Below are 12,959 nucleotides of genomic sequence, written 5' to 3'. Positions count from 1 at the left end.
GGCCGATTTTCATGACCCTCTCCATGACCGAGACCCAGATTGCCTTTAACGACAAGAACGCCACCCGTGCCCTCTACGTGGCCGAAATGGCCGTGGAACGGGCCCGCCGTGACATCAAGTACGACGCCGACTTTGACCTCGACGGCATCACCAACCAGTACTTTGCCTCTCCCACGCCCGTCGCCGGGGGCACGCCGATCGACTGCGCGGCCACGATCACCTGGCAGGGAACCCCACCGCAGCAGCGGTGTTACGACCTCGGCGGCCCCATCCCCGCCGAGCCCATGATCGTCCCCCCGTACCCGGCCGACGACATTTTCTTTCAGACGCTCTACACCAATGTCAATGTCGACACCTACGGGGACGGCTCCACGTATACCCTCAAGCTCGGGCTGCTGAACAGCAACAAGATGACCATTCGGGCTGAGGGGACCGGGCCGCTGCAGAGCCGGAAGACGGTGGATGTGCGGGTGGAGGTGCGTCCCCTGTCCGTCTGGAATAACGCGGTCTTCGCCGGGGGCGGCGGGACAGGGATGCGGATCAACGGCAACGCATTGATTGCCGGCTCGGTCCACATCCTGGGTCAGGGCCTCGGGCCTGCCGGGACCGCGGCCGACTTCGGCGGGGGGAGCGGCATCTTCAACTGGTATAACGGCCTCGACCCGGTCTTCGTGGGGAAGCTCCCGAATGCCAATCCCGCAACGCTGGATGCGGAGATCAGGGTGAAGGAGGGGCAGATCGAGATGAACAGCGGCGATGCCCGGGCGGGGAATGGTACGGCCGATGTCGATGTTGACGGCAATCCCATTCCAGCGGGGATCAAGCGGCGGATCGACGGCACCTACACCGAGTACGGCTTCGCCGGGTCCTTTGGCGACCAATACGTCTACTCGGACAATGGGCTGTACGCCAAGTACGACCTCCCCGCCGACCACAACATCTCGTTCCCCTCCCTGACCGGCCCTTCCCCCGATGTCTGCTGCGCAAACTACGAGGACTGGCTGGATGCCAATTCGTTTGATCCCACTCCGTTCCTCCCCCCCGGAGCGACGAATGGCACCGATCTGACGATCTTTAAAAACACGCCCGGCTTCGGCCCCATCACCGACGGGCCCAACCTGATAACCTATGACAACGTCAACAGGATTTTGACCGTGCAGGGGATCATTCGGGTCCCCGGCGAGATCATCCTGGGGGGCACCGGGGGGCAAAAGATCCCAACAATCAACTACACCACCGCGGGGGTCGGAGGGACCCTGTACGCCAAGAAGGCGGGGGCCAATTGGAGTGACGATAGCACCGCCGGGGCCCACGAGGTCAGCATCACGGTCAATAGCAATTTGCTGCCGATCGGGATCTACCCGACCGTCGACACGCTCGGCCTGCTCGCGAAGGACCGGATCGTCATGAAGCAATCGCAAAACAACGTCGCGGCCGCGGTCTTTGCTGAAAACCAGGTCTCGATCACAAAGCAATACCAGGTGGTCGGAGCGGTCGTCACCCGGTTCTTTGATTTGGGGGCCCAGGTCCCCCGTCTCTACCAGATGCCCAATCTCGTGAAGTACCTTCCCCCCGGCATGCCAGGGGGACAGGCATTCAACATCGTCAAGATCCTCTCCTGGCGCGAAATCTAAAGGCCACAACCAAGAGCGTAAAGCCACCGCAATCTGTCCACCGGTGTCTCGTGTAAGATAAGCTCGTGTCGAGGCCTCCCGCCCGCTATTCCCCCGTGCCCGATGTGGCCGCCGCTTCCTTCAACTGCACCTGGAACGGTTTGGTTGCCTCCCCCACATAGATCGAGCGATGAGGGAAGGGAATCTCGATCCCCTCGGCGTCAAAGGCCTTCTTCAGCCGGCGGCGATACTCCCGCCCCACGCCCCACTGTTGAATCGGATGCGTCTTGAGCCGAGCCTTTATAACCACTGCGGAATCCGCGAAGTCATCCACCCCAAAAACCTCAATAGGTTCCAGGATCTTCGGGCCTAGGTCAGGATCCTGTCGCAGCTCATCGCCCACGCGCCGCATGACCTCGACGACGTGGTTGGTGTCCTCCTTGTACGCCACGCCCACATCCATGACATAACCCGACCACACCTTCGTCATGTTGGACAGCGTATTGATCGTGCCGTTAGGAAAGATGTGGACAACCCCCGAAAGGTCCCGAAGCACGATGGTTCGGAAGGAGATCGCCTCGACGAGCCCCCCTGTCCCGTTGACGATAGCGACATCGCCGACCCGCACCTGGTCTTCCAGCACCATGAAGAATCCGCTGATCAGGTCGCGGACGAGGTTCTGCGCGCCAAAGCCTACGGCCAGCCCGATAATCCCGGCACCGGCCAGGATCGGGGTGATGTTCAACCCGATCTGCTCCAGCGTAATGATTACAACCACCGCCCACAGGCCGACGATCGCGATCGTGCGGAGCAGGCCCACCAATGTCGTTACCCGTTTTTTCGCTGCCCCGGGAACAGCCTCGGTCCTCTCTCCCGCTGTAATGAGCGCCGACTCGAGACGACCTAGGCCAAGCCGGAGAACGCGGGCGCCGACATAGCCCGCAATGAGGATTAACCCTATGCGGAGCGCGGCTGCTCCGGTGCTGAGGAGCAACGGTGTAAGTTTCTCCATGGAGACTCCCGTCATTGCATTCTCCCTCCTTTCCAGGTGAAATGAGCACTCTTCTCATCAATCAGGAGCAATCGCACCTCCATTACGTTCGCACCCATTTGGGCAGAGTGGTCGACTCTCAACCAAGGTGAGGGGGTGAAAACAGAGCAGATCCCCGTTAGCCGGCGGCCAAAGCCAGCAAGAAGGAGAATAGGGAGGGTCCAAAGAGGGCTAAGGTGAGGAGGGTGGCGACTCCCAGGAGCAGCCAGGGCAGCCGCCGTCTCCAGCGCTCCCGGCGAACTTGGCGGTGGGCGAGAGCGCGGCGCAGCTCCTCGTCTCTCATGCGTTGGAATTCACCGGGAGCTATGGGCATGGCCGTTCTCCGCGGTCGTTCTCTACCACAGGCCCCTGACCCTGTCAAGGCAGCGGCGATGTCTTCCCTGGCCAGGCCTGTCGCGGTCAGGCGGAGCGTGCGGCGTGGCAGTGTAACAGACCTAAGCCGGCGGCGCTCCTCCCCCCAGCATGGAAATTAATAATCCGACAATCAGCACATACACGATCCATCCAATAGCGCAGACACCCACCGCCCGCCCCGTCCCGCTATAATCGAGCGCTTGCCTCACCGCGATCACCATGGCGACGAGCATCCAGATCGAAGCCACGAAAAAGACGATCCCGGCCAGGGGTGGAACGATCCCCAAGACGCGGATCAGTCCCGGGGAGGTGGAAAAGCCAATGGTGCGCAACAACTCACCCACGTCGGCCCGGGTCTGAGGCTCGGGAAGAAGTTTCGTACCGATCATGTAGGTGAGAAACGCCCAAATATACCATCCGATGAGGGCCGCGATCGTTACACCCACAATCCCCCCAACACCAAGCTCTCCACTGCCCACCCCGGCGGCGACACTGGAGAGGACCACCACCCCCATGGCCTGGCCCATCGCTGACTTATCGGCTTCGACCTCTTCATACAGGTTTACATCCAGCTTGGCAGCCCGGATCATCCGGTCGGCAAAACTCGCCATCTGTTCCTCCGTTTCGTTATACTTCGAGGGATCTGCTCTGATCTTGCCCAACAATCGAAACCTGGACGTGAGAACGCTAGGCCATTACCCGTGGACAGTGGACGGACCATTCGAAGCCCGGTTTCTCACCAGGCTATGTCACGACTCGACCGGTGTCCGAGGTATCGTAGCCGCCGAGGGCCTCGACCTCCTTTTTGAACTCCTCGCTGGCGATGATGTCGAGGAGGGGGTTCAGGAGAGGGCTCCGGTAATACGATTCAGGAATGATGAGATCATAACGCTCCTTCAGGAGAGGAATGAAGTCCAGATCAAGAGCCCGCGCGGCAGCCAGGATGCCCAATCCCACGTCCGCCACCTCCGCTTTGACCGCGGCGGCCACGGCCAGATGGGTGAACTCCACCCGGTCATAGCCGATGATCTTCGTCGGATCGATCCCGAGCTCCTTCAACTTATAATCCAAAAGTATCCGGGTCCCTGCCCCCTTCTGCCGGTTGACGAAGGTCACGTCCTGCCGGGTCAGATCCTGCAGCGTGTTGATTCGCTTGGGGTTTCCCCTCGGGAGGATCAGCCCTTGGTCCCTATGAACCAGCGTCAGCACGACCACCGGCTCATCCGTCAGCATGCGCTCGACGTAGGGGAGGTTATACTCCCCCGTCTCCTCGTCCAAGAGGTGGGAGCCGGCCATGTGGGCTTCCGCCCGTTTCAGGGCTGACAGTCCAGCCAGACTCCCCACATTCATGGACGAGAGATGGAGGGTGGGATCTTGGCGCCGGAGGAGATTGGCCAACAGATCGAGGGTGAGATCGTGGCTGCCGATGGCAACAATGGTCTTCTCGATCTCCTCAGGTCGACGCAGCAGTTCCACGGTGACGGAGGCCCCCGGATGGATCCCTTCGGAGAAGCGGGGAATCCGGACGATGCCATCGGCCCGGACTAAAGACATGATCACCCCCGCCCCTCGAGAGAGGGGAGTCGCCACGACCTTGTCCCCCACCTTCCCCAACTTGACCCGCAGGAATTCATCCTCGCCCAGGGGAGAAAGAACTTTTCGGGTAATGGTGGCTTGGAGTGTTGGCCGTTCTGGAACCGCCGTCGCACGGAGGCGGTAGAGGATCGGCTTCACCAGGAGATCACAGGTAATGACCGTCGAGACGGGATACCCCGGAATCCCGATGACGGGTGTGTCCCGCACGATCCCGAGGACGACCGGGTGGCCGGGACGGATAGCAATCCCGTGGACGAGCAGCTCTCCCAGTTCCTTGACGACGGGCGCGGTAAAGTCCTCGGATCCTGCAGAGGAACCCGCATTGATGACGACCACGTCGTGGGTCGCAACCGCTTCCTCCACGGTGGCGCTGATCGTGTGGAAATCGTCGGGAACTATCCCGTACCGCTTTGCTTCTCCTCCCCATTCCTGAATCATCCCGGCCAGCATCAGGGAGTTGAATTCGATGATGTCTCCCGGCTTCACGGACGTTGCCGGCGGAACCAGCTCGCTTCCCGTGGGAATGACGGCGACTCGGGGTTTCCGGCGGACCGTGACCTGATTCAGACCGCATCCGGCAATGGCCCCCAGATCCGTCGGTGTCAAGATATGCCCCTCGGGAAGGATCAACTCCCCCGCGACCATGTCTTCCCCCATAGCCCGCACATGGTGCCATGGCGCCACCGGGGCCTGGATTTCGATCTCATCCTCGCTGACCGGATAGAGGTATTCCTGCATAATGACGGCGGTGAAAGGAGGAAGAATCGGGTCCCCTGTATCGACCCACTGAAACTGCTCACGCGCCCGCAACAGAACCGGGTTCGTTTCAGACGCGCCTCGGGTGTCTTCCGCCCTGACCGCGATGCCATCCATGGCCGCCGCATTGTAATGGGGGTTTGAAAGCGAAGCCCAGACCGGTTTGGCGGTCACGCACCCCAGGGCCTCTTCGACCGGGACCACCTCGCCGGGCAAAGGCGTGAGCAGCCCCCGCGCCTCGAGCGCACCATAGAATTTCTGGAGCGCCTCGTCCAAGGGAATCGGTTCCAGATAGACTTTGCGTCTCGCCATGGCTAGAACCGTCGCACCGCGACCGTCTGGCCCGCCGACAGGCCACCAACGTCTAATGGGATGACGACCAGGCCGTGCGCTTTCACCAAAATGTAGATCAGATTGGACTTGCCGTAGACCGGCTCGGCCAGCAACTCCCCTTCCTCCTCGAGCAGCCGGACCGGGACATAGTCCTCTCGACCAAAGGTGGAGGCAATGTTTCTGGTGAGGCGGGCTTGCACCGTGACCCGCGGCGGCGGCGCCGTCCCCACAAGGTGGTAGAGGGCCGGGCGGACAAAGAGTTCGAAGGTGACAAAGGTGGAGACGGGATTGCCCGGAAGGCCGAAGGCCGACTTGCCCCTGCAGACCGCCAGGATCGTGGGCTTGCCTGGCTTCAGCGCCACCCCATGCACCAGGACGCCAGGCTTCCCCAGCTCCCCAATGACCGCTGAGGTCATATCCCGCGTGCTGACCGAGCTGCCGGCCGACACGACCAGGACATCCCCGTGATCAATGCCTCGTTCCGCAGCCTCCCGTAAGGCGTCATAATCATCCCTGATGATCCCGAGCGGGTGCGGAATGCCTCCGGCCTGGAGGACCAAGGTGGCGATGATGTACGTGTTGATGTCCCGGATCTGTCCAGGGTCGGGCTCGACATCGGGCGAAACCACTTCATCGCCGGTCGCGATGATCATGACGCGAGGCCGGCGGACAACGGATACCGTGAGGATCCCAATCCCCAATAGTCCTCCCACGTCCTGGGGGCGAAGGCAATGCCCCCTGGGCAGGAGGCGCTCGCCGTGTTTGATGTCCTCGCCGACCTGGACCACGTTCTCGCCGGGTGCCACCGGTCGGTAGACCTCTATCATCGTCGGGTCCACTACCTGAGTGTGCTCCACCATGACCACCGCATCGGCCCCTTCGGGGATTATTGCACCCGTTGGAATCCTCACCACCTCCCCGGGACGAACCTGCACCTCGGGGGCCTGTCCCATAGGGACCTCCCCACTTACTTTCAGATACGCCGGTAGCCCATCGCTCGCCCCAAAGGTATCCTGGGCGCGGACGGCATACCCATCCATGTTGGAGCGGGGAAAGGTCGGAAGTTGAGCCGGCGATAGAATGTTTGCAGCCAAGACCCGACCCAGGGCCTCCTGAACCGGAATTTCTTCCGTCTCTTTTATGGTTGGGAGACCTTCGAGGAGCCGGTCAAGGGCCTCCGCTGGGGTCAAGACTTGGAAGAGCTCGGTCATCGCGTACCTCGGCATTTTGCTGTGATTATACCATGGTCAGATGGGGTGGACCTCGACACTGATATCGAGGGCCCGAGGCGAGTGGGTGAGGGCCCCGACAGAGATGAGATCCACACCCGTCTCGGCGACCTGACGCACATTTCCCAGCGTGACCCCCCCTGAGGCCTCGATCAGGACCCTGCCCTTGTATCGGCGAACTACTTCCTGCATGTGCTCGAGAGACATCTGATCCAGCAGCAGCGCATCCGCCCCGGCCTCGACGGCCTCGGTTGCCTCCTCCAAAGTTTCGACCTCCACCTGGACCTTGAGGAGATGGCTCGCTCGATCCCGGAGTCGGCCTAACATCGTCTTAAACGTTTCTCCACGGCCCCTGACCACCGCCAGGTGGTTGTCTTTGACCAGGATGCCGTCGCTCAGGGTCAGCCGGTGATTGAACCCCCCGCCCATCCGCACAGCATACTTGTCCAGCCACCGCATGCCCGGAGCGGTCTTCCGGGTATCCACAATCCGAACCGGAAGTCCCGCCGCGGCGGCAACGTATCGGGCGGTCTCGGTGGCGATGCCCGAAATCCGCTGAAGAAAGTTCAGGGCAACCCGTTCAGCCTTCAGAATACTCGCGAGCGCACCGCTCACAACAGCGACGCTTTCTCCCTGGGTGACGTGGCTCCCGTCCACAACCAGCAGTTCCACCTGAAGGCTGGGGTCGAGCGTGGTGAAGACTTGGGCGAAGACCCACGTCCCGGCCACCACGCCGGGCGCCCGGACCACGGCGTCTGCTCTGCCCCGCTCCTGATCGAGGATCAGAGCCTCCGTGGTGGGATCCCCGCTGGCCAAGTCCTCCTCCAGTGCCACCTCTATCAGGTGACGGACCTGGAAGGGAATGGTACCCCCTAACGGAGTATGCTCCGACTCGCCCAATACTCACCCTCCCAAAATGATTTGCCCTTGACCCTCCGTGGCAATTCTCCTAGCATACATAATAGGTGAAAGATCGTCCTGGAGAAAGACCATGGAGAATCAGACCGCCATCACCCAAGAAATCCTACGACTTAAGAGGGATCGGAAGGCCGTCATCCTCGCCCATAACTATCAAGTGCCCGAAGTGCAGGATGTGGCTGACTTTACGGGAGATTCGCTGGGCCTCTCCCAAGCCGCAGCCGAGACGGATGTGGACTTGATCGTTTTCTGCGGCGTCCACTTCATGGCCGAGACGGCCTCGATTCTCTGTCCCGACAAGACCGTCCTCCTCCCTGATCTCGAAGCAGGCTGCTCTTTGGCGGCAACCATTACGGCCGACGAGCTTCGGCAGTGGAAGGCAGCGCATCCCGCCGCGGTCGTGGTGTCATACGTGAACACCACGGCCGAAGTCAAGGCCGAAAGCGACTACTGCTGTACCTCGGCCAACGCCGCCAAGGTGGTCCAAGCCGTCCCCCCCGATCGGGAGATCCTCTTTCTCCCTGATCTGTACCTGGGCGACTATGTGGCCCGGGTGACCGGCCGGAAGAATATCCGGGTCTGGCCGGGAGAGTGCCACGTCCATGCCGGAATCCGTCCCGGCCACTTTGAAGAAGCCCTCCGCCTGCATCCGGATGCCGAGGAGATCTTCATCCATCCGGAGTGCGGTTGCACTACGAACTGTATGACCTTTGCCCAAGAGGCGCCCGGCATGCAGGACAGAATCCACATCCTCTCCACCAGCGGCATGATCCGGCGGAGCAAGGCTTCTCCAGCCATGAAATTCATCGTGGCCACCGAGACCGGCATCCTCTACCCCCTCCAAAAGGACAACCCAGATAAGGCCTTTGTCCCTCTCAAGGAGGATGCGGTCTGCGAATACATGAAGCGGATCACCCTGGAAAAGGTCCTATGGTCGCTCAAGGAGACAGTCTTTCAGGTGAAGGTCCCGGAGGACATCGCCACCAGCGCTCGGACCGCTATCCACCGGATGCTCGAGCTCGCCTAGTCTTCCCCTTTTCTCTCCCCCCCAAAGCCCAAGGTTATCATCCAGCACCAAGCGCTAGACCCCCTCAGGGGCCTCCTGCGGGGCGGGGGAGCGCCGCATCTTCTCGATGATCCGGACAGCCCAGATCCCCACCTCGTACAGGAGGCAGAGGGGACCGGCCATGAGAGTCTGGTTGAAGATATCCGGGGTGGGGGTCAGGATGGCGGCGATCACGAAGCTTAACAGAATGGCGTACTTGCGGTTGCGGGAGAGAAACTTGGAGGTGACCAAACCAAGCCGGGCCGCAAGGCTCATGAGGAGGGGGAGCTGAAAAATGAGGCCGAAGGCAAGGAGGAACTTGACGATGAAATCGATAAAGAGACCGATAGAGAGCATCGGGGTCAGATGCTCGGTCTTATAAGTGAGGAGGAAATCCATGGCGAACGGGAGGACGACAAAATAGCAGAAGGAAAGGCCAAAAAAAAAGAAGAGGGTCCCCAGGACGACAAAGGGGAGCGCGTAGCGCCGCTCTCGCTCAACAAGGCCAGGGCTGACGAAACGCCACAACTCGTAAAGAATAAGGGGAATGGCCAGCAGGAGCCCGGCGAGAAAGCCGATTTTAATATGAGCCCAGAAGGCTTCGGCTGGCGCCACGAAGATCAACTGTGGCGGGGGCTTCGTGGTGGTGACCACGAAGGGGTAAGTTTTCTGGATGACAAAGCTGGTCGTGAGAATGCGCTTGAGGAAAGCCATGATCTGCTCGGAGAAGTGAAAGGAGACGGCGAAGCCGACGCCGATGGCGATGAGCGAGGCGATCAAGCGCTTTCGGAGCTCCTCCAGGTGGGAGAGGAAGGGCATCTTCTCATGAGGCATCGGCCAGATCGTCCTTGGAAGGAGGAGGCTCGGGAGGGGAAGAGGGTCCTTCGGCGGGGGGACGCGGTTGCGTTGGAGGTTTTTCCTCTTCCTCCAAGCTGAAATCGGTGGTCAGGCTCTCCTTGAGATCCTCGGAAGCTCGCTTGAATTCCGCGAGCCCCCGGCCCAAGGCCTTGCCCAGGTCCGGGAGCTTCTTCGGACCAAAGACCAAAAGGGCCACGATGAAAATGACGATCAGCTCGGGCATCCCGATGCCGAACATGCGATTTCTCCTGTACTGAACGCTCTAAATCGAGAGTAGCCACCGCACCCTGCTCTGTCAAGGAGATTTGCCCCTCATTTGCGCCAGACGAGGCTACGCCAGAGGTCTGGGGTGAAGAGAACAAGCACCGTGAAGAGTTCGAGACGGCCCAAGACCATACAGGCACTGAGGATCCACTTTCCCAAGGGGTGAATCGCCGCGTAGGTCTCCGCCGGTCCCACCCCGCCGAGCCCAGGCCCCACATTCCCAAGGCTGGCCGCGACCGCCCCTATCGCGGTGACCAAGTCCATATCGAGCAGGGTGAGGCTCGCGGTGGCAACGAAGAAGGTCAAGAAGTAGAGGAACACGAAGACGTGCACGCCATCCAGGACCTCCTTCGGCACCACCTTGCCTCCGATTTTCACGTGGCGGACCGCCTTGGGATGAACGAGCTTGTAGATATGGTCATAGGCCACCTTGAAAAGCAGAAGGCTCCGCACCTGTTTGACCGCCCCGGCGGTGGAGCCGGCACACCCTCCGAGCAACATCAGGCACAACAAGAGGAACTGGGCAACATAAGGCCAGGTGGCGTAGTCGGCCGTTGCAAAACCCGTCGTGGTCACGATAGAGACCACTTGAAAGGCACCGTAGCGCAGGGCAGAGGAAAGATCCGGATAGACCCTTCCCCAGAGGACGAGAGTCATACCAATGACGATGATCAGAACGCTTACGGTATAGAAGCGAAACTCAGGGTCTCGAAAGATCCGGAAATTCCCTCGAAGGGCCTGGAAATGGAGCGCGAAATTGGCGCCGGCCAGGAACATGAAGAGGATGAGAACCATCTCGATGGCTGCACTGTGATAGGCACCGATGCTCGCGGCCTTGGGAGAGAATCCTCCCGTGGACATGGTCGTGAAGGTATGCAGCAGGGCCTCCACGGGCGGCATCCCGAGCAAGACGAGCACGAGGAATTCAATACCGGACAGGAGTAAGTAGATCCCCCAGAGCAACCTCGCCGTCTGGCGGATCCTGGGCACCAATCGGTCCGGGACCGGTCCAGGCACCTCGGCTTTATAGAGCTGCATCCCGCCCACCCCCAACATCGGGAGGATCGCCAGGGAAAGGACGATAATTCCCATGCCCCCCAGCCACTGCATGAAGGAACGCCAGAAATGAAGGACCAGGGGTTGCCCTTCGATGTTGGTCAGGACGGTGGCCCCGGTGGTCGTGAAGCCGGACATGGCCTCGAAGTAGGCATCGGTGTATGAGGGGAGCATGCCGGCGAAGTAAAAGGGGAGGGCACCAAAGGCGGAAAAAAGGACCCACGCTGCCGTGACGATAACGAATCCCTCCCGAAGGCCGATTTCGGTGCGAGGGACGGTTTCGGTTCGGCGGCGAAACGTGAGGAAACCGAGAAGCCCGCCTCCTTCTCTGGAGATGCGAGACACGAGCAACCCGAGAACTCCTCCCCCCGCTGTGCAGATGAGGGAAAGGAAGAGCGGGAAGGTCTCCGATACGCCCGTGACGAGGGCAATCAGGAAGGGGAGGCTCATGGCCCCGGCAAGGCAGAGGAGAAGAAGGCTCAAGGCACGGAGGATGGGGGCGATCTGCATCCGGCCCTCCGATCGACTTAGCCGCTAAAGAGCCGTTCCACCTTTGGGATCACTTCAGGGAGAGTGAAGAGGATGACGTGGTCGTCGGCGAGGATTTGACTGTCCCCCTTGGGTATGATTATCTGCTCTCCCCGTTTAATGGCCGCCACAATAGCCCCCTTGGGCATGTTCACCTCTCGCAGGGGGCGGCCCACGATCGCCATGGTGGGGAGGGCGACGAGCTCCATGATCTCCGCATCCCATTCCGGCATTTCCACCAGGGAGACGACCGGGCCGCCGCGGACATACCTGAGGATCACGCTCGCGGTGGTGAGGCGTGGACTGACGGCCGCGTCGATCCCCAGTGAGGGGGCCAGCTGGCGAAAGTGAGGTCGCTGAATGAGCGCGATGACCTTCTTCGCCCCTTGCCGCTTTGCAAGGAGGGCCGCCAGGATGTTGGTAGCCTCGTCGTCAGAGACGGTGACGACGGCATCCATCTTGACGCTCCCTTCTTCCAATAGGACCTTGCTGTCGGTGCCGTCTCCCTTGATGACTTTGACTTTTTTCAGGCATCCAGCGAGCTCCTCACACCGCCTGGGGTTCCGCTCCATGAGCGTGATATCAATCACCTCGTTTTCCAGGAGCTCCGCCACACGGAGCCCGACCCGACCCCCGCCGATGATCAGGACCCCCCGCGGTGGTTCCTCCTCTCGCCCCAAAAAAGTCAGGATGTCGGGGATATCATCTCGACGAGCCACCAGGTACAGGTGATCTCCGGGCTCGATGACGGTCTCACCGGTCGGGATCTGGAGAACATCGTTACGGGATATGGCGGTCACCAGGAAGGGATGCTGAGCCTGAAACGAGCCATGGTCTTTCAGCCGTTTCTCGAGGGCCGGAGCCTTGGCACCCACACGGATTCCCAAGAGCTGCACCTTGCCTTCGGCAAAAAAGGCCACCTCTGCCGCCGCGGGGACATGGACCAGCTTGGCAATCTCCTCGGCCACCGCTTGGTTGGGATTGATCACGAGGTCGATGCCCAAACGCCTCCCTGATCGGAGAAACGGGCTGCCTGACAACTCCGGATTCCTGACCCGGGCGATCGTGGTGGCGACGCCGTATTCCTTCGCCAGCACAGAGGCGACCAGGTTCACCTCGTCCTCATCCGTGACCGCGATCACCATGTCGGTCTTGGCCACTTCCGCCTCCTCTAAGACGGTCGGAGAGGCCCCGTGGCCCTGGATGACCAGGACATCATCCAGTTCCTTTTCCACCCGCTCTTTGATGGCGGCATTCTCCTCGATGATGAGCACATCGTGCCCTTCTTGAATCAGGCGCTTGGCAATGTGATAGCCCACCTCACCGGCGCCAACCACGATCGTCCGCACGTCACCCTC

At 60.9% G+C, this 12,959-nt stretch carries 12 protein-coding genes; 2 read left to right on the top strand and 10 right to left on the bottom strand.

Annotated features, from left to right (window positions below):
- A partial coding sequence (locus O6929_01235) for a hypothetical protein (GenBank protein ID MCZ6479019.1) occupies positions 1 to 1,634 on the top strand: 1,634 nt, incomplete at its 5' end.
- Positions 1,635 to 1,719: 85 nt separating this feature from the next.
- On the opposite strand, the gene O6929_01230 is transcribed toward O6929_01235, so the two are convergent.
- The 6 genes from O6929_01230 to nadC form a co-directional block, all read right to left on the bottom strand.
- The gene (locus O6929_01230; GenBank protein ID MCZ6479018.1) at positions 1,720 to 2,640 is read right to left on the bottom strand and encodes a mechanosensitive ion channel family protein; all 921 of its coding nucleotides are present in this window, start codon (positions 2,638 to 2,640) and stop codon (positions 1,720 to 1,722) included.
- Between the two features lie 142 nt (positions 2,641 to 2,782).
- Positions 2,783 to 2,947 (bottom strand): hypothetical protein, encoded by a 165-nt coding sequence (locus O6929_01225; GenBank protein ID MCZ6479017.1) that lies wholly within the window; start codon positions 2,945 to 2,947, stop codon positions 2,783 to 2,785.
- A gap of 151 nt (positions 2,948 to 3,098) precedes the next feature.
- Positions 3,099 to 3,629, bottom strand: coding sequence for a YIP1 family protein (locus O6929_01220; GenBank protein MCZ6479016.1), 531 nt, complete (start codon positions 3,627 to 3,629; stop codon positions 3,099 to 3,101).
- 133 nt (positions 3,630 to 3,762) lie between these two features.
- Positions 3,763 to 5,682, bottom strand: a complete 1,920-nt coding sequence (locus O6929_01215; GenBank protein ID MCZ6479015.1) for a molybdopterin biosynthesis protein — start codon at positions 5,680 to 5,682, stop codon at positions 3,763 to 3,765.
- A 2-nt stretch (positions 5,683 to 5,684) separates the two neighbouring features.
- Complete coding sequence (locus tag O6929_01210) at positions 5,685 to 6,914, bottom strand: molybdopterin molybdotransferase MoeA (GenBank protein MCZ6479014.1); 1,230 nt, start codon at positions 6,912 to 6,914, stop codon at positions 5,685 to 5,687.
- A 36-nt stretch (positions 6,915 to 6,950) separates the two neighbouring features.
- On the bottom strand, positions 6,951 to 7,832 hold the full coding sequence (gene nadC / locus O6929_01205) for a carboxylating nicotinate-nucleotide diphosphorylase (GenBank protein MCZ6479013.1): 882 nt from the start codon (positions 7,830 to 7,832) through the stop codon (positions 6,951 to 6,953).
- 91 nt (positions 7,833 to 7,923) lie between these two features.
- On the opposite strand from nadC, the gene nadA reads away from it, so the two are divergent.
- Positions 7,924 to 8,877, top strand: a complete 954-nt coding sequence (gene nadA, locus O6929_01200) for a quinolinate synthase NadA (GenBank protein ID MCZ6479012.1) — start codon at positions 7,924 to 7,926, stop codon at positions 8,875 to 8,877.
- Between the two features lie 54 nt (positions 8,878 to 8,931).
- Here the strand turns inward: nadA and tatC are convergent, their stop codons facing one another.
- The 4 genes from tatC to trkA form a co-directional block, all read right to left on the bottom strand.
- On the bottom strand, positions 8,932 to 9,729 hold the full coding sequence (tatC, locus tag O6929_01195; GenBank protein MCZ6479011.1) for a twin-arginine translocase subunit TatC: 798 nt from the start codon (positions 9,727 to 9,729) through the stop codon (positions 8,932 to 8,934).
- On the bottom strand, positions 9,719 to 9,991 hold the full coding sequence (tatA, locus tag O6929_01190) for a twin-arginine translocase TatA/TatE family subunit (GenBank protein ID MCZ6479010.1): 273 nt from the start codon (positions 9,989 to 9,991) through the stop codon (positions 9,719 to 9,721). The genes tatC and tatA overlap by 11 nt, the downstream gene beginning before the upstream one ends.
- 74 nt (positions 9,992 to 10,065) lie before the next feature.
- Positions 10,066 to 11,583 carry a TrkH family potassium uptake protein gene (locus O6929_01185; protein ID MCZ6479009.1) on the bottom strand — a complete coding sequence of 506 codons (1,518 nt, stop codon included), beginning with the start codon at positions 11,581 to 11,583 and terminating at the stop codon, positions 10,066 to 10,068.
- Positions 11,584 to 11,600: 17 nt separating this feature from the next.
- The gene (gene trkA, locus O6929_01180; protein MCZ6479008.1) at positions 11,601 to 12,950 is read right to left on the bottom strand and encodes a Trk system potassium transporter TrkA; all 1,350 of its coding nucleotides are present in this window, start codon (positions 12,948 to 12,950) and stop codon (positions 11,601 to 11,603) included.
- Between the last annotated feature and the right edge of the window lie 9 nt (positions 12,951 to 12,959).

The sequence above is a fragment of the Candidatus Methylomirabilota bacterium genome, assembly GCA_027293415.1.
In the GTDB taxonomy this organism is placed as follows: domain Bacteria; phylum Methylomirabilota; class Methylomirabilia; order Methylomirabilales; family CSP1-5; genus CSP1-5.
The sequence above is the reverse complement of the archived record's forward strand: the minus strand, read 5'-3'. Positions and strand labels throughout refer to the sequence as shown.

Bases quoted from the DNA above. Each gene is read 5' to 3' on its own strand.
- O6929_01220 (MCZ6479016.1), bottom strand. From the start codon at position 3,629: ATGGCGAGTTTTGCCGACCGGATGATCCGGGCTGCCAAGCTGGATGTA.
- O6929_01210 (MCZ6479014.1), bottom strand. From the start codon at position 6,914: ATGACCGAGCTCTTCCAAGTCTTGACCCCAGCGGAGGCCCTTGACCGG.
- O6929_01225 (MCZ6479017.1), bottom strand. From the start codon at position 2,947: ATGAGAGACGAGGAGCTGCGCCGCGCTCTCGCCCACCGCCAAGTTCGC.
- O6929_01230 (MCZ6479018.1), bottom strand. From the start codon at position 2,640: ATGACGGGAGTCTCCATGGAGAAACTTACACCGTTGCTCCTCAGCACC.
- tatC (MCZ6479011.1), bottom strand. From the start codon at position 9,729: ATGCCTCATGAGAAGATGCCCTTCCTCTCCCACCTGGAGGAGCTCCGA.
- nadA (MCZ6479012.1), top strand. From the start codon at position 7,924: ATGGAGAATCAGACCGCCATCACCCAAGAAATCCTACGACTTAAGAGG.
- O6929_01185 (MCZ6479009.1), bottom strand. From the start codon at position 11,583: ATGCAGATCGCCCCCATCCTCCGTGCCTTGAGCCTTCTTCTCCTCTGC.
- tatA (MCZ6479010.1), bottom strand. From the start codon at position 9,991: ATGTTCGGCATCGGGATGCCCGAGCTGATCGTCATTTTCATCGTGGCC.
- O6929_01215 (MCZ6479015.1), bottom strand. From the start codon at position 5,682: ATGGCGAGACGCAAAGTCTATCTGGAACCGATTCCCTTGGACGAGGCG.